The sequence below is a fragment of the Pseudomonas nitroreducens genome, from assembly GCF_010994165.1.
Taxonomy (GTDB): Bacteria; Pseudomonadota; Gammaproteobacteria; order Pseudomonadales; family Pseudomonadaceae; genus Pseudomonas; species Pseudomonas nitroreducens.
This window is the reverse complement of sequence record NZ_WMBX01000002.1, coordinates 96,476-112,455: the sequence shown is the minus strand read 5'-3', so window position 1 is coordinate 112,455 and position 15,980 is coordinate 96,476. Positions and strand designations below refer to the sequence as shown.

Below are 15,980 nucleotides of genomic sequence, written 5' to 3'. Positions count from 1 at the left end.
TCAGAGCAGACTCAGCTCGCGGGCACGGCGTATCGCTTGGGTCCGATTGCGCACCTTGAGCTTCTCGTAAATGTTGTGCAGGTGCCATTTGACGGTGCCCAGGGCCAGCGACAGCTGCTGGCCGATCTCCTCGTTGGAGAGTCCCTGGGCCGCCAGGCATACCACCTCGCGCTCGCGGTCGGTCAGACCTTCCTCGAGCACCTCGGGTGACCTGCGTGCTTCCTGCCCCGGCCAGACGGTCAACATTCCGCGAATGAAGACCTGCAGTGCCGGTTGTCGCTCGGTGGATTCCAGTTGCTGCAGCAACTGGCGAATCCCCTCGCCTTCCTCGATGAAAATGCTCCGCACCCCCTCCCGCTCGGCGCCGACCAGGCATTGGCCGAGCAGGCTGTGGGAGCGCTCCTGATAGCCCAGGCGCTGGTAGCTCAAGGCCGCCAGCAGGTCCAGGCGCAGCCGTTGCAGGCCGTGCCAGCCCGGCTGCAGCATGCCGCGCAGTTGGGTGATTTCGTGCAGCGCCTCGCTGAAGTGCCCGCGCGCCTGGAGCAGGCGAACCCGGCTGATGCCCTGTACCCAGAGCACCGGGTTGAACGGCATCTGCTTGTAGTGGCTGGCGAGCTTGGCCCAGTCGATGGTCTTGAGGCGCTGCTCGGCGCGCTTGCAGCGATCAGTGGCGGTTTCCTGGAGGATCAGGTTGATCTCCTCGCCCACTGCCATGGCAAAGAAGCGCCAGGACTGGTTGCGCGAGGCCAGGGTCTGCATCAGACCCAGCGTGGCCAGCGCCTCCTTGCCGCGCCCCTGCAGGCGCTGGATGCGCGCCAGGCACTGCATGCCCTGAGCGTAGAGGTCGATGGGATTGACCACATCGACCCGACCCAGCGCCCAGCGCAGCCGCTCTTCCAGGCCGTCCAGCTCGGTACGGTAGTAGGCGGTCAGCGCTTCGGCGATGGCCGGCAGGGCGAGCGCCTGCGAGCGCTTGTCGAACAGCGGCATGGCCTGCTCGCGCACGCGCTCGATGAGCATCTGCGCCTGTTTGACCTGGCCCTGCTCCAGCGCCAGCACCACTTCGATGGTGCACTGCTGCATGTGCAGGTAGCGGCCGTCGAGGAAGTGGTTGCGCTGCTGCGCCAACCCCATCAATCGACGTGCCTGCTCCGCCTGGCCACGCACGACCTGGGCGAAGGCCGCGATCAGCAGGATGGCTCCCTCGAGAAACGCCGAGTTCTGACCCAGTTGGCTCTCCACCTTGCGCGCCAGGGTGATGCACTGCTCCAGGTCATCCTTCTGCAGCGCAAGCACGGCCTTCACTGCCAGTGCCGAAAGGTACTGGTTGCCCATCGGGCCGCTGCCGCGCGAGTCGCCCCAGCGCGCCAGCAGCTCGTCGATCATGCGGTTGGCCTCGGGCAGGCTGAGCTCCGTGGCGCGGGTCCAGACGTCGCTGAGCACAAGGATCGGATAGCGCTCGGCGATCTCGTTGGGCACATGTTTGCGCCAGCGCGAAATCAGGTACAGCTGGCCACGGTTGATCAGCTCCAGGCCGCAGCCGTCCACCAGCGCAGCGAGCATCTCCGGATCCTCGGCGAGGCAGGCGTGCTCGATGGCCAGGGTCGGCATGTGGTGATTGGTGAACCACAGGCTGGCGTTGAAGTGCAGTTGCTTGAAGCGTTCCGGGTCGCGCTCGCGCAGGCGAGCCCGGAGAAAGTCGGCAAACAACTGGTGGAAGCGGTACCACTGGCGATCCCGGTCCAGCGGCAGGAGGAACAGCTGCATGCTGTCCAGGTGCTCCAGCAGCGCCTGGCCATCCTGGCGACCGGTCAGGGTATTGGCCAGGTCGCCGTTCAGGCGATTGGCAATCCCCAGCGAGAGCAGTGCGTCCTGCACATCGGCGGGCAGGCGCTCGAACACCGCGCGCAGCAGGTAATCGCCCACCGCCGCCTTGTCGCTGCTGAGCAGCTTGAGGTCCTCCGGCGCGCCAGACTGCTGGCGCAACCACAGGCTGACCAGGTGCACCCCCGCCATCCAACCTTCGGTCTGGTTGTGCAACGACTGCAGGCAGCTATCTTCGAGTTGCAGGCCATCGCGGGCCAGGTATTCGCGGGTTTCGTCGCGGGACAGGCGCAGCTCGTCCTGGCCGATTTCCAGCAGCAGGCCCTTGGCGCGCCAGGTGGCGAGGTTCAGCGGCGGCTGGGAACGGCTGCCGATGGCCAGGGTGAGGCCGGGCGGCGCGTATTGCACCAGGCGATTGAGGCCGGCGAAGACGTCGGAATGGGTGATCTCATGCAGGTCGTCGAGTACCAGCAGGACCTTGCGCTCGTCGCGGGAGAGGTCCATCAGCAGGCTTTCCATGACCGCGACCACGGGCACGCGCATGGTGTTGCGCACGTAGCCCAGCGCATCCTCGCCGATGCCCGGCACGGCAGTGGCCAGCGCCTGGATGAGTTTCAGGCAGAAACGGCCGGGATCGTCGTCGTCACTCTCCAGGGAGAGCCAGGCGACCTGGTGGCCTTCGCTCGCGCGCTTGCCGGCCAGCGCCGCCAGCGCGGTGGTCTTGCCAAAACCGGCCGGCGCGCAGAACTGCAGTATCGAGGCATAAGGATGACGGTCCAGGGCATTCTGTACCGCGGGACGAATCAAATAATCAGCAGGCACCCGAGGGGGTGTTAATCTGGAGCGCAGAAGGCTGCCGGCTGCGGGTTCGAGCACTACATCCACGGCCTGTATCCCTATGTCATTATCGTTGTTGGTACGGAGCATCGTCCGCGTGGGATTCGTCACTTCTTATCAGAATGCCCTTCCTACGTAAACTGAAGAAATAGCTCTAGGATCGATACTTCAGCCGACCTGATCACCTCATTTGCCTGCACGCTGTTACCCATGCCTGACTGTTTTTTGCACCCGCTTCCCTACCAGGAAGACCCGGGCGAACGCTTCGCCCTGATCCATCGGGCACCCGGCGCCGTCCTCCTGGACGCCGGTCGACCCATTGCCACACGTGGACGCTATGACCTTCTGAGCGCCTGGCCATTGGCAGAGTTGGCACCTTTGGCCGGAGAATCGGCCAACCGCTTTTTCGCTCGAGTAAGAAGCGCCCTGCAGAGCCTGGGCGAAGCTCGAGTACCCGACACTATCGATGTGCCATTCGTCGGCGGAATGATCGGATATCTCGGATATGACTTTGGCCGGCGCATCGAGCACCTGCCCGAACCGAACCTGGATGATCTCGCCCTGCCCGATGCGCGCCTGGGCCTGTATGCCTGGGCGCTGCTCACCGACCACGAGGAACGCAGCAGCCGGTTGGTATTCCATCCGGCGCTGGCGGCGGACGAGCGGGAACGCCTGATCAGGCTGTTCGAAGCGGCTCACGATGGCGACGCCCTGCCGCCCTTCCGGCTGGGTGCGCCATTCCGGCCGGACCTGAGTCGCGATCAGTACCGCGAAGCGCTGGAGCGAGTGCACAACTATATCCTGGCCGGCGACTGCTATCAGGTTAACTACACCCAGCGCTTCCGCGCCCCCTGCAGCGGCTCCCCCTGGCTGGCCTACCGCGCGCTGCGCGAGGCCTGTCCTACGCCGTTTGCCGGCTATCTGGCATTGCCTGAAGGCGCCGTCCTCAGCCTGTCGCCGGAGCGCTTCATCCAGCTTCACGGCAACCAGGTGGAAACCCGCCCGATCAAGGGTACCCGCCCGCGCGGCAATACCCCCGAGGCCGACCGGAACAACGCCGAAGCCCTGCTCGCCAGCGAGAAGGACCGCGCCGAGAACCTGATGATCGTCGACCTGCTGCGCAATGACCTGGGCCGTAGTTGCCGGCCGGGCAGCGTGCGTGTACCCGAGCTGTTCGCAGTGGAGACCTACCCCAATGTCCACCACCTGGTCAGCAGCGTGCGCGGCGAACTGGCGGCCGACAAGGATGCGCTGGACCTGCTCGAAGGCAGCTTCCCCGGCGGCTCCATCACCGGCGCACCGAAGGTTCGCGCCATGCAGATCATCGACGAACTGGAGCCGACCCAGCGCAGCATCTACTGCGGCAGCCTGCTCTATCTCGACGTGCGCGGCGAGATGGACAGCTCCATCGCCATCCGTACCGTGCTGGTGAAGGACGGCCAGGCCAGTTGCTGGGCCGGCGGCGGCATCGTGGCCGACTCCAACTGGGAGGAAGAATACGAGGAGTCGCTGACCAAGGTGGGCGTGCTGCTGCGCACACTGGAAAGCCTGTGAGGCTCGCTGGGATTGCCAGTTACCTACAGAAAAAGAAGCCGATAAGAAAAAGCCCCGCATCCGCGGGGCTTTTTCATCACAGCCGGTCTTACAGGCTGAGGGGGCGATTGGACGCCTTGAGGAATTCCTTCTTCAGGTCCTCATAGGTGTGCACCGCCGGGAACTGCGGGAACTCGCGAATCACGTTTTCCGGCGCGTGGAACAGGATGCCGGCGTGGGCTTCGGAGAGCATGGTGGTGTCGTTGTAGGAATCGCCAGCGGCGATGACACGGTAGTACAGGCTCTTGAAGGCGATGACCGACTGACGCTTCGGATCCTTCTGGCGCAGCTGGTAATCCACCACGCGATCAGTCTCGTCGGTGATCAGCTTGTGGCACAGCAGGGTCGGGAAACCGAGCTGGCGCATCAGCGGCTGGGAGAACTCGTAGAAGGTGTCGGAAAGGATCACCACCTGGAAGCGCTCGCGCAGCCAGTCGACGAACTCCACGGCGCCTTCCAGCGGCTTCAGGGTGGCGATCACTTCCTGGATGTCGGACAGCTTAAGGCCGTGCTCGTCGAGAATGCGCAGACGCTGCTTCATCAGCACGTCGTAGTCCGGAATATCGCGAGTCGTCGCCTTGAGCGCTTCGATACCGGTTTTTTCAGCGAAGGCGATCCAGATTTCCGGAACCAGAACCCCTTCCAGGTCGAGACAGGCGATTTCCACGAACGATTTCCCCGCAGGATTGACTTGAGAGGCGGCACTCTAGCCGCTCGCTCCAAGCGGCGCAACGCGGCACTTATACCCAAACACATCAGTCGACCTTCCTGATGGTTATTTAGGGGCATATCCCCCTCTTTGCTACCATCGCGCCCACAGAGCGCACTGCGCCATTAAAACTAGGAATACCGCCTGATGAGCCTCCCGTTCGATATCGCGGAAATCGCCGCGAGCTACGCCAGCAAATCCCCACAGGACATCCTGAAGTTTGCCTTCGAGCACTTCGGCGACGACCTGTGGATTTCCTTCAGCGGCGCCGAGGACGTGGTGCTGGTGGACATGGCCTGGAAGCTCAACAAGAACGTCAAGGTATTCAGCCTGGACACCGGCCGCCTGCATCCGGAGACCTATCGCTTCATCGAACAGGTCCGCGAGCACTATGGTATCGCCATCGAGGTGATGACCCCGGACCCTCGCCTGCTGGAGCCGTTCGTCAAGGAAAAGGGCTTGTTCAGCTTCTTCAAGGACGGCCACGGCGAGTGCTGCGGCATCCGCAAGATCGAGCCGCTCAAGCGCAAACTCTCCACCGTGACCGCCTGGGCCACCGGGCAGCGCAAGGACCAGAGCCCCGGCACCCGCAGCCAGGTCGCCGTGGTCGAGCTGGACGGAGCCTTCTCCACTCCGGAAAAGCCGCTGGTCAAGTTCAACCCGCTGGCCAACATGAGCAGCGAAGACGTCTGGGCCTACATCCGCATGCTGGAAATCCCCTACAACAGCCTGCATGAGCGCGGCTTCATCAGCATCGGCTGCGAGCCCTGCACCCGCCCCGTGCTGCCGAACCAGCACGAGCGCGAAGGCCGCTGGTGGTGGGAAGAAGCCACGCAGAAAGAGTGTGGCCTGCACGCCGGTAATTTGATCAGCAAGGCCTGAAGCCTTACCCTCGACTGACGGAAAATTCCTTGTCTACCCGCAGCACAGGATCGGACTCCTCCACGCCTGCGGCGGAGTCGATCCCATGCGTATCACCCTGGTGAAAAAGGTCCTGGCCGATGGCCAGGACTGCCGCAAGTGCCGCGAAGTCCACGAACGCCTGGTCAAGGGCGGCTACCTGAGCCGCATCGACCGCACCCTGGTCGCCGACGAGCGCAACCCCGCCAGCACCGGCTGGCTGGTTGCCGCACAGTACGGCGTGGACACCGCACCGTTCTTCGTGGTTCGTCACGATGACGGCCGCGAGGTGGTCTACACGGTGTTCATGAGCTTCCTCCACGAGGTGCTCGAAGGCCGTGGAGAGCTACCGCTGGACTCACGCGAGGCCCTCGCTGAACTGGCGCGGCGCGACGATCTGGATCGCCTGTAAACCTCAGCCTTGGCGCTTTCTTGATGGGCCAGTTCTGCCCGCCCCTGAGACACAAGGAAGCTTCCCCATGGCCGACGGTTCGGATCGCACGCGCCCGAGCATTCCCGATACTGCGCTAGCGCATAGGCTGATATGAAAAAGCCCGGCAGATGCCGGGCTTCTCGCTGCTATGAACGCAATCAGTAGACCGGTAGCTCGATACCGTCGAACAGCTCATCCAGCTCGGTCTTGTTATGGCACTGCACGGCCTTGGCCAGCAGGTCGCGGGTCAGGTGGGGGGCGAACTTCTCGATGAAGTCGCACATGAAACCGCGCAGGAAGGTGCCGCGACGGAAGCCGATCTTGGTCACGCTGGATTCGAACAGGTGGCTGGCGTCGAGCATCACCAGATCGCTATCCAGCTTCGGATCGACTGCCATGTGCGCGACGATGCCGACGCCCAGGCCCAGGCGCACGTAAGTCTTGATCACGTCGGCGTCGGCCGCGGTGAACACCACCTTGGGCACCAGGCCGCGCTGGTTGAAGGCCTCGTCCAGCTTGGACCGGCCGGTGAAGCCGAACACGTAGGTGACGATGGGCTGCTCGGCCAGCAGCTCCAGGGTCAGCTTCGGCACCTTGGTCAGCGGGTGGCCCTGGGGCACGATCACGCAGCGGTTCCAGCGATAGCAGGGCATCATGATCAGGTCACCGAACAGCTCCAGGGCCTCGGTGGCGATGGCGAAGTCGACGGTGCCGTCGGCGGCCATCTCGGCGATCTGCATGGGCGTGCCCTGGTGCATGTGCAGGGAGACGTCCGGATATTGCTTGATGAAACCACTGATCACGCCAGGCAGCGCATACCGCGCCTGGGTGTGCGTGGTAGCGATGGACAGGGTGCCCTTCTTCTCGTTGGAGAACTCCTGGGCTATCTGCTTGATGCTTTCGACCTTGCGCAGGATCTCGCCGGCCGTGGTGATGATGCGCTCACCGGCCGGGGTAACGCGGGTCAAGTGCTTGCCGCTGCGGGCGAAGACTTCGACACCCAGCTCGTCTTCCAGCAGGCGGATCTGCTTGCTGATGCCGGGCTGGGAGGTGTAGAGGCTTTGGGCGGTAGCGGAGACGTTCAGATCGTGGTGCGCGACTTCCCAGATATAGCGCAGTTGCTGAAGCTTCATGGACTTTCCTCGAAATGAATGTCGCGACCCGCGATCAGGGGCTTGTCGTTTTATAACCATATTAATGGTTTAAGGAATAAAACTAGACGTTTTTTTTTGCCCTGCATGCCATTCGTCTAAAGCCCTACACAAATTCCGGGCTTGCCCGACGTATCGTCACAAAGCGCTCAACGGTGCTGCAGCATCGGTACCAGGTAGACCGGCACCTCGGCCAGTTGCACGAGTCGCCCGGCGGTGCGCCCCAGTGGCGTGTTCAGCCCCTCCCCGTGGCTGTGGCTGCCGGCGACTATGATGTCGACGCCCAGGCGCTTGGCTTCATCGAGAATCACCATCGGCGCATCCCCCTGCACCACGCGCACCGAGCGGATCAGTTCGGCATCCTGGCGCGCTTCCCCCAACTCGTCGCGGAACCCCTCCATCACCCGCTGCTCGATGCTGCCCATGACGTTGGCCAGGCCATGGGTGCGCATCTCGTTCAGTGTGCCTTCGTCCAGATAGGTCTGCAGGACGGACTCGGCGAACAGCCCCAGCGGCTCCACCGCGTGCACGACATACACCTCGGCTCCGTAGGCACGGGCCAAAGAAAGTGCGTGCTGAAGGACATAGGGGGCGTAGAGACCGAGGTCAGTGGCGTAAAGAATCGATCGGATCATGCGGCCTCCTCGACTGCCTGCGCGGCGGGGCCTATCCAGCAGCGTAGCAGGAGAACGCGAATCGCTCCGAGAAGGCCGGATGTCGCGGCCCAGCGGCTATCCGGCGACCTGCTTCTCGTTGCTCACACCATGGGGGACATGGCCGGTGGCGACCACTTCCCGGGCCTTCTCGCAGTGCATCGGCTGGTCGTCGAAGAACACGTCCGCGGCGAAGGCTTCGAGGAAAGCGGCCTTGTCCAGACCACCAAGGAACAGCGATTCGTCCAGGCGGATATCCCACTCGCGCAACGTGCGGATCACCCGCTCGTGGGCCGGGGCGGACCGCGCAGTGACAAGAGCCGTGCGGATCGGGCAGGACTCCTGCGGGAAGGCCTGCTGCACACGGTTCAGCGCCGCCAGGAAGGGCTTGAACGGCCCGCCGCCCAGCGGCTCGCGGGCGGACTCGCGCTCGTGGGTCTGGAAGGCTTCAAGCCCGCCCTGCTGGTAGACGCGTTCGGAGTCGTCGGAGAACAGCACGGCATCGCCGTCGAAGGCAAAACGCAGCTCGCCATTGGCCTCCCGGCGTGTGCCGCCGGAGAGGATGGTTGCCGCGGCGAAGCCGGCATCCAATGCGTTGCGCACGTCCTCGATGTGGGTCGAGAGGAACAGGTGGCAGTTGAACGCCTTGAGGTACGGATAGGGGCTGCGACCGCCGACGAAGGCGGCGCGCGAGATGCCCAGGCCGTAATGCTGGATGGAGTTGAACACGCGCAGGCCGGTGTCGGCGCTGTTGCGCGAGACCAGGATGACCTCCACCGGCGCGCTGTCGGTCCCGCCATTGAGGGCCAGCAGCTTCTGCACCAGGGCAAATGCATCGCCTGGCGGCAGGACTTCGTCCTCGCGGGCGATCTGGTATTGGCGATAGGCCTCGACACCCTCGCTTTCATAGACCTGATGGCTTTCCCGCAGATCGAACAGCGCCCGCGAGGAAATCGCCACCACCAGCTTGTCGCCCAACCCTTTTGCCATGCTTCCCCCGGCGTTCGTCAGCGAGCCTGGTTGCGCGCGTCGATGAAGCGCAGCGCGCGATACAGCGCCTCGATCTTCGGCAGTTCGCACCCGGCCCGGCGTGCAGCTTCCAGTGGCGCCGCGTAAATAGCGCCCAGTTCCAGCGGTCGGCGCTGGGCGAAGTCATGGTACATGCTCGGCAGGTAGTCAGGCATGGCATCCGTGGAGCTGAGCATGGCGCCAACAATGCCCGAAGGCAGCGAATGCCCGCAGGCGGCGGCGCCGGCGATGACTTCTTCCATCAGCTCGGCGACCAGGGCGCGGCTGTCAGGGTTGTCCATGATCGCCCGCGTGCCGCTGTCGAGCAGCACGGAGAGGCCGTTGTAGGGGATGTTCCAGACCAGCTTCTGCCAGCGCGCCTGCTCCAGGTTGGGCATGGCGTTGGAGTCCAGGCCCGCGCTGCGAAACAGTGCGGCGCCCTCCTCCACTATCGCCTGGCGCGCCTCGGCCTCGTCGGCAGGGCCGGAGTGATAGCCGATGTTGACGCCGCCGAAGGCCTGGTGCTCGATCACACCCGGCTCGGCGCGATGCACGCAGATGAAGCACAGTCCACCCAGCAGATGGATGTGCTCGGGCAACAGAGCCCGCAATTCGTCTTCCACGGCGAGGCCATTCTGCAGCAGCAGGACCTTCGCCCCCTGTGCAGCGGCCTGAATGATCAGCGGCGCGAGGTCGGCGTTACTGGTGGTCTTGGCGCCCACCAGCAGCCAATCGCAGGGCGGCATCTTCGCCACGTCGGCATAGGCATTCACTGGCGCCAGGCTCAGCGTGCCATGCACCTGGCTGTTCAGGCGCAGACCGTTCTGCGCGACAGCGGGGTATTCGCTGCGCAGCAGGAAATGCACGTCGTGGCCGGCACGGGCCAGCATCAGGCCGTAGAAACCGCCAATGGCGCCGGTTCCGATGATGCCGATTCGCAGATTCATCAAGGCAACTCCTCAGCAGGGCGCGACAGCGCATCGCGCAGGGCTTGGATCAGGGGTTCGGGGCGCAGGGGGGCATGGATAGCGCCCAGGAAGTGGCCGTCACGCACCAGGAACAGGGAAGGCAGGTGGAAGACTTCGTAGCGCTCGACCAGGCCGCCGCTGTGCCCGGCATCGATCCAGCACAGACGGTCCACCGGCAGGTGGAACTGCGGCAGAGCCTGCCGCGCCCAGCGACAGGTGGAGCAGCCTTCTCCAGTGAAAATCAGCAGCGACGCGCCCGGCAGCTCCAGCAGCCGGCGGTCGGCATCCAGGTCGGTCAGCTCCAGGGCCGGCACTATACTCAAGGTGCCACCACTATAAAGATTGCAGTCGGAGCGTTCCGTCATGCGTCAGTTCCTGCGTCACCCTTGCGATTTTCCGGTCGAGCTGGTCATCCGCAAACAGACTTTCCTGCCGCGCCAGCGGTTGCACAATATCAGCCTGGGCGGCGTCGCGTGCAATTCGCCACGGGGCTTTCGCCGCGGCACCTCCATCGAACTGCGCATCCCCCTGCTGGGCGACTCCGCCCGCTACCCCGGCATCATCGCCTGGAGCCGCAAGCAGGCCAGCGACTATCGCGTGGGCATCGCCTTCATCGACGAGGACACGCTGTTCCGGGCACGCATGGTGGAGCAGGTCTGCCAGATCGAGCAGTACCGCCGCCAGCGGGAGCGGGCCAGCGGCAACAGCCTGCCTTTCGAGGACCTGGCACTGGAGTGGATCGCGCAGAACGCCGCGGACTTCCCATTGTTTTGCGCGGTCTGATCGACGTCGCGCAGAAAGTTGCGCAAATGCCCGTGTTGCGGGCACTTTCCTGCATCGAGCCATTGTCGAGGTCACGCCTGAACGGTTAAGGTTCGGGTTCCCCTTAGCGACACATTTGCCTGCGCCCCATCGCACGGGGATTTCTGGCGGCCGGCACCCGTGACCTGATTGAGTACCACGATGGCTGATTTACAGATAGACGACCTTAACGTTGCCTCCAACGAGACACTGATCACGCCGGAGCAGCTCAAGCGCGAAATCCCCCTGACCGATGCCGCCCTGCGCACCGTCGCCAATGGCCGCCAGGTCGTCCGCGACATCCTCGACGGCAAGGACCACCGCCTGTTCGTGGTGATCGGCCCCTGCTCGATCCACGACATCAAGGCCGCCCACGAATACGCCGAGCGCCTGAAGGTGCTGGCCGCGGAAGTCTCCGACACCCTGTTCCTGGTGATGCGCGTGTACTTCGAGAAGCCGCGTACCACCGTCGGCTGGAAGGGCCTGATCAACGACCCGTACCTGGACGACTCCTTCAAGATCCAGGACGGCCTGCACATCGGCCGCCAGCTGCTGCGCGACCTCGCCGAGATGGGCCTGCCCACCGCCACCGAAGCGCTCGACCCGATCTCCCCGCAGTACCTGCAGGACCTGATCAGCTGGTCGGCCATCGGCGCGCGCACCACCGAATCCCAGACCCACCGCGAGATGGCCTCCGGCCTGTCCTCGGCGGTCGGCTTCAAGAACGGCACCGACGGCAGCCTGACCGTGGCGATCAACGCCCTGCAGTCGGTTTCCAGCCCGCACCGTTTCCTGGGCATCAATCAGGAAGGCGGCGTCTCCATCGTCACCACCAAGGGCAACGCCTACGGCCACGTGGTGCTGCGCGGCGGCAACGGCAAGCCGAACTATGACTCGGTCAGCGTCGCCCTGTGCGAGCAGGAACTGACCAAGGCGAAGATCCCGCTCAACGTGATGGTCGACTGCAGCCACGCCAATTCCAACAAGGACCCGGCCCTGCAGCCGCTGGTGATGGACAACGTCGCCAACCAGATCGCCGAAGGTAATAATTCCATCGTCGGCCTGATGGTCGAAAGCCACCTGGGCTGGGGCGCTCAGCCAATCCCGAAGGATCTGTGCCAGCTGAAATACGGCGTGTCGATCACCGACGCCTGCATCGACTGGGACACCACCGAGAAGGCCGTGCGCAGCATGCATGCCAAGCTCAAGGACGTCCTGCCCAAGCGCCAGCGCGGCTGACGCTTCGAGCGGATAGGAAGAAGCCGGGCAGATGCCCGGCTTTTTCTTTGGCAAATTCTGCACCGGTGCTTTTTGTAGGAGCGAGCCTGCTCGCGAATCGCTTGACGCTGGGTAGAAACACCGTTTGCGAGCATGCTCGCTCCTACAGAACTTCTGCCGGAAATGGAATTCCATCAGGCATAAAAAAGCCCGGCATTGGCCGGGCTTTTCATTTCTGCGCCCTGATGATCAGAGCGCAGTATCAGTGTGGCGCTGGCGGCGCTCCAGGTAGCGCTCCACATAGGAGCACGACGGGATGACGCTGTAGCCCTTGCGCTCGGCGAACTGCAGCGCGTGTTCGGTGAGGGCGGCGGCGATGCCGCGGCCGCGAAGGCTGTCCGGAACGAAAGTGCGATAGATGTCGAGCGTCTGCTTGCCCAGATCCATGTAGGCCAGATAGGCGCGATGACCATCAACAGTCGTTACGAACTGGTGGCTGGTTTCATCATGCTGGATGGACAACGACTCACTCACTTGCTCTCTCCTTCCGGGGGCCTCACAACATGACCCGCACCTGATTGATCTTGTTCAGGCGGAGGAACATTTCTGCCGAGCCGGTCCCCATCAGGACCGTGATATAGGCTCGACCGTTCTCCACCTTGTGCAGCACACCCTGGTAATAGGCACCATCGAACGTGATGAACTGCAGGCGCTTGCCGGTGTACTGGGCAAGGCTTTCAACGCTAACGAACTCATATTGCTGCGTTCTGGCCTGCGACTCAACCGTTTCTTGGGCCGAAACCATTTGATATTGGCTTTCCGGCGTGATTTTTTTCTTCAGCGGATCGACCCAGGCGAATCCCAGCGGTGTAACCGACTGCTGGTTTACTAAGACGACCGGATGCAGCATCTGAATCACATCCTTGGGCTCGAAAAATTGCAGGCCGTCCCAGGCCATACCCTCACTGGGGGTCAGCTCAACGCGCAGCGAGCGCGGGTCTTCCAGGTAACGGCCGTAAGCCTCGAGCACCGGCTTGTCCAGGGCGATACGCTGTTGGCGCAGCGCCTTGTCGAACTGTTCCAGCGAAAGCGCGGTATACGCCTTCTGGTCCACGCCCAGCTTGCCCCGGCAGAATTCGCTGACTCGGCGCTGGTACTGGTTGTCATTCATCTCGACGACGACCTGAGACACCCGCGGCGGATTCACACGCATGTCGCCCGGGCGCTCGGAGACGTTCATCAGCGTCATGCTGGTGTGCATGTCCAGCATGTCGCGGGTGTCGCTACGCAGGTCGAAGGTCAGGGTCTGCGCGCCCGGCTGCAGGCGGTAGGAGAACTCGATGTCCGATTCGAGGGTGCGGTAACCCATCTGCAGCAACTCATCGACACCGATGTTGCGTACGTTGCCGCAGGCCACTTCGCTCATGGCGGTGAAGGCGCTCTTCTCCGCCGGCTGGGCGTACAGCGACTGCATGAACGGGCCATGAATCTGCAGTTCAACGCCCTTCAGGTCCACCGCCATCTGCTCCGGCAGCTTGCCCTCGCCCAGGCGCTCCTTGAAGCTGAGCAGTTCGCGCAGGCCATTGAACTTCAACTGTGCATGGGAAACCTTCAGGCTGTCACCGGCCATTGGCACCCTGATCACCACGTTCTGCAGCCCCACCCGACCGTCGAAGGACGAGGAAATGCCACCGTAGGAGATCTCCATGAATGGCGAAACACGAGCGATTGCGTCGTTCACCACACTGCGCACAGAGAGCCAGAGCGACGCCTTGATGATCAAGGCAATCGCAACGATAGCAAAAAGAGACCACTTGAGAATCTTCGACATGGAAGGCACATCCTGGATTGTGCGAGAGCGGGGCGCAGGGATAGTGGCAGCTTAACAGCACACCCTCGACCTCTCTATGAGAGCTGCGAGAATTTGCGTGCACAGCGCACAGATATCGCCCGAATTTAGTGGCCGCTGGATGACCCACCAGTCAGTCAAAACGCTTTACGCTCCAGGTCCGCCTCAGTATGTTCTGGCCCACTTCAACCCACGGACTCCAACCCAGGACTCTCTGCCATGAGTGAGCTGATCAGCTACCAATTCGAAGACGGCATCGCCACCCTGACCCTGAACAACGGCAAGGTGAACGCCATCTCTCCCGCGGTCATCGAAGCCTTCAACCAGGCCCTGGACCAGGCGGAGAAGGACCGCGCCATCGTCATCGTCACCGGCCAGCCCGGCATCCTCTCCGGCGGCTATGACCTCAAGGTGATGACCTCCGGGCCTGAAAACGCCGTGAATCTGGTCGCTGCCGGTTCGACCCTGGCGCGCCGCATGCTTTCCCACCCTTTCCCCATCATCGTCGCCTGCACCGGCCACGCGGTAGCGAAAGGCGCGTTCATTCTGCTCTCGGCGGACTACCGCATCGGCGTCGATGGTCCGTTCCAGATCGGCCTGAACGAAGTGGCCATCGGCATGACCATGCACCACGTCGGCATTGAGCTGGCCCGTGATCGCCTGCGCCGCTCCGCCTTCACCCGCTCGGTGGTGAATGCCGAGATGTTCAACCCACGTGACGCCGTGGATGCCGGCTTCCTCGACAAGGTGGTGCCGGCAGAACAGCTCCAGGCCGCCGCCCTGGAAGCCGCACAGCACCTGAAGAAGCTGAACATGACTGCCCACCGCAATACCAAGCTGAAGGTGCGCAAGCAGTTGCTGGAAACCCTCGACAAGTCCATCGAGCTGGACAAGAACCACCTGGCCTGATCGCCTGAGAACGCAAAGCCCGGCCTGTGCCGGGCTTTTTCATGCCCAAATTATTACCCAAAAAGCAACACTGATTAATCCTGTTTGCTATTTTTCAAAAATTATTACGCATTAATCTATAGATGAACCCAAGCAAAACTAACCGGAGGTGTTCATCATGAAACTCAACATCATCGCCGCCAGCGTCCTGGCCGCCGCTACTGCCTTTGCCGCTCAAGCCAGCTTCGCCGAAGAGTCCCCGCTGATGCAGGACCGCATGGTTCACATGACCCAGGCCGCCATCCCGCAGCAACAGTCCGAGCAGTCTGCCAGCAAGGTGAATGTCGAAGCCGCTGCCAAGCAGGGCTAAGACCTTTACGCCCCTCCAGCCGCCTGCAGCAGGTGACGTCATGCAGTCGAGCCCGAAGCGAAAAGCCCGGCCTGAAGCCGGGCTTTTCAGAGGCGATGACGCAGCCTCAGGGCCTTTCGGCGGCCTCGACTCCCCGGCGGTAGGTCTCGTAGACCCACACAGTGGCGGCCAGGTCTCCCAGGTAACGCTCCACCAGCGGCTTGACTTCCTTCCACTCCAACCCGCCAACCCCTGTTGCCAGACAGGGCAGAGCCACGCTTTCGATGCGCTCGCTCTGCAGGTATTTGGCCAAATCCTTCAGGCAATGGCTGACATTCTCCAGTGTCGCTCCGGCTGGCTTTGCGCCGCGCCCCTCGCCCTGCATGCCCTGGGTGAGCAGGTTGACGATGCAGCGGGTGGAGCCATCGGCGTCCACGCCCGACCAGATCCAGATCGCACCCGGTTTGGGCGCATTCGAGTGCGACGCATGACGGTAGTCGCGAACCATCGACGGCCAGCGCTCGCGCAAGTCCAGCGCCAGGCCGCTGTCGAAATGGTCCTGCGGCGCAATGCCGTGCGCGATGACCTGGGCCTTGCTCAGCAGAATGTCGCCTTCAACGTATCGAATCATGGGGAGTTCCTTGCGTCCGGGGTGTCCGTGGCAGCTTCGCGCCACCACCTGATCTCCAAGCTACGCCCGGTAGCCTCCCCCTCCTTGACGAGGGTCAAGCAGCCATGAAGACCGCCAGAGTCCCGGAAACATCCGACGAGGTCCCGCCACCCGCAGCCTTGCGCCTGG

17 protein-coding genes are annotated in these 15,980 nt (G+C 63.2%); 7 read left to right on the top strand and 10 right to left on the bottom strand.

The window, feature by feature from the left end; all coding sequences use genetic code 11:
• Complete coding sequence (locus tag GJV37_RS08530) at positions 1–2,709, bottom strand: winged helix-turn-helix domain-containing protein (protein ID WP_193452324.1); 2,709 nt, start codon at positions 2,707–2,709, stop codon at positions 1–3.
• Positions 2,710–2,871: 162 nt separating this feature from the next.
• Between GJV37_RS08530 and pabB the strand changes: the two genes are divergently transcribed.
• Positions 2,872–4,215 (top strand): aminodeoxychorismate synthase component I, encoded by a 1,344-nt coding sequence (gene pabB, locus GJV37_RS08525; protein ID WP_170859575.1) that lies wholly within the window; start codon positions 2,872–2,874, stop codon positions 4,213–4,215.
• A gap of 88 nt (positions 4,216–4,303) precedes the next feature.
• Here pabB and thrH read toward each other — a convergent pair whose 3' ends face one another.
• A complete protein-coding gene (gene thrH / locus GJV37_RS08520; protein WP_024765701.1) occupies positions 4,304–4,921 on the bottom strand; it encodes a bifunctional phosphoserine phosphatase/homoserine phosphotransferase ThrH in 618 nt (205 codons plus the stop codon).
• Between the two features lie 189 nt (positions 4,922–5,110).
• Here thrH and GJV37_RS08515 point away from each other — a divergent pair, with 189 nt between their 5' ends.
• Positions 5,111–5,845, top strand: coding sequence for a phosphoadenylyl-sulfate reductase (locus GJV37_RS08515; RefSeq protein ID WP_037007390.1), 735 nt, complete (start codon positions 5,111–5,113; stop codon positions 5,843–5,845).
• 85 nt (positions 5,846–5,930) lie between these two features.
• Positions 5,931–6,275 carry a hypothetical protein gene (locus tag GJV37_RS08510; RefSeq protein ID WP_024765700.1) on the top strand — a complete coding sequence of 115 codons (345 nt, stop codon included), beginning with the start codon at positions 5,931–5,933 and terminating at the stop codon, positions 6,273–6,275.
• A 179-nt stretch (positions 6,276–6,454) separates the two neighbouring features.
• Here GJV37_RS08510 and cysB read toward each other — a convergent pair whose 3' ends face one another.
• From cysB to GJV37_RS08485, 5 genes are all read right to left on the bottom strand, one after another.
• Positions 6,455–7,429 (bottom strand): HTH-type transcriptional regulator CysB, encoded by a 975-nt coding sequence (cysB, locus tag GJV37_RS08505; protein ID WP_024765699.1) that lies wholly within the window; start codon positions 7,427–7,429, stop codon positions 6,455–6,457.
• Positions 7,430–7,596: 167 nt separating this feature from the next.
• On the bottom strand, positions 7,597–8,082 hold the full coding sequence (locus GJV37_RS08500; RefSeq protein ID WP_038803683.1) for a universal stress protein: 486 nt from the start codon (positions 8,080–8,082) through the stop codon (positions 7,597–7,599).
• Positions 8,083–8,178: 96 nt separating this feature from the next.
• The gene (locus GJV37_RS08495; protein WP_065084144.1) at positions 8,179–9,090 is read right to left on the bottom strand and encodes a 5'-nucleotidase; all 912 of its coding nucleotides are present in this window, start codon (positions 9,088–9,090) and stop codon (positions 8,179–8,181) included.
• A 17-nt stretch (positions 9,091–9,107) separates the two neighbouring features.
• On the bottom strand, positions 9,108–10,055 hold the full coding sequence (locus tag GJV37_RS08490) for a putative 2-dehydropantoate 2-reductase (RefSeq protein ID WP_170859574.1): 948 nt from the start codon (positions 10,053–10,055) through the stop codon (positions 9,108–9,110).
• A complete protein-coding gene (locus GJV37_RS08485; RefSeq protein WP_065084142.1) occupies positions 10,055–10,441 on the bottom strand; it encodes a YbbN family protein in 387 nt (128 codons plus the stop codon). The genes GJV37_RS08490 and GJV37_RS08485 overlap by 1 nt, the downstream gene beginning before the upstream one ends.
• Here GJV37_RS08485 and GJV37_RS08480 point away from each other — a divergent pair.
• Positions 10,440–10,859: a PilZ domain-containing protein gene (locus GJV37_RS08480; protein ID WP_024765464.1), complete on the top strand. Its 420-nt coding sequence runs from the start codon at positions 10,440–10,442 to the stop codon at positions 10,857–10,859. The genes GJV37_RS08485 and GJV37_RS08480 overlap by 2 nt on opposite strands.
• 180 nt (positions 10,860–11,039) lie before the next feature.
• The gene (locus GJV37_RS08475; protein WP_024765463.1) at positions 11,040–12,116 is read left to right on the top strand and encodes a 3-deoxy-7-phosphoheptulonate synthase; all 1,077 of its coding nucleotides are present in this window, start codon (positions 11,040–11,042) and stop codon (positions 12,114–12,116) included.
• A 228-nt stretch (positions 12,117–12,344) separates the two neighbouring features.
• Here the strand turns inward: GJV37_RS08475 and GJV37_RS08470 are convergent, their stop codons facing one another.
• Positions 12,345–12,629: a GNAT family N-acetyltransferase gene (locus GJV37_RS08470; RefSeq protein ID WP_024765462.1), complete on the bottom strand. Its 285-nt coding sequence runs from the start codon at positions 12,627–12,629 to the stop codon at positions 12,345–12,347.
• A 22-nt stretch (positions 12,630–12,651) separates the two neighbouring features.
• On the bottom strand, positions 12,652–13,926 hold the full coding sequence (locus GJV37_RS08465) for a hypothetical protein (protein WP_170859573.1): 1,275 nt from the start codon (positions 13,924–13,926) through the stop codon (positions 12,652–12,654).
• A gap of 237 nt (positions 13,927–14,163) precedes the next feature.
• On the opposite strand from GJV37_RS08465, the gene GJV37_RS08460 reads away from it, so the two are divergent.
• Positions 14,164–14,853: a crotonase/enoyl-CoA hydratase family protein gene (locus GJV37_RS08460; protein ID WP_038803681.1), complete on the top strand. Its 690-nt coding sequence runs from the start codon at positions 14,164–14,166 to the stop codon at positions 14,851–14,853.
• Positions 14,854–15,010: 157 nt separating this feature from the next.
• Positions 15,011–15,202 carry a hypothetical protein gene (locus tag GJV37_RS08455; protein ID WP_170859572.1) on the top strand — a complete coding sequence of 64 codons (192 nt, stop codon included), beginning with the start codon at positions 15,011–15,013 and terminating at the stop codon, positions 15,200–15,202.
• Positions 15,203–15,308: 106 nt separating this feature from the next.
• Here GJV37_RS08455 and GJV37_RS08450 read toward each other — a convergent pair whose 3' ends face one another.
• Complete coding sequence (locus tag GJV37_RS08450) at positions 15,309–15,812, bottom strand: macro domain-containing protein (RefSeq protein WP_084359124.1); 504 nt, start codon at positions 15,810–15,812, stop codon at positions 15,309–15,311.
• Positions 15,813–15,980: the final 168 nt, after the last annotated feature.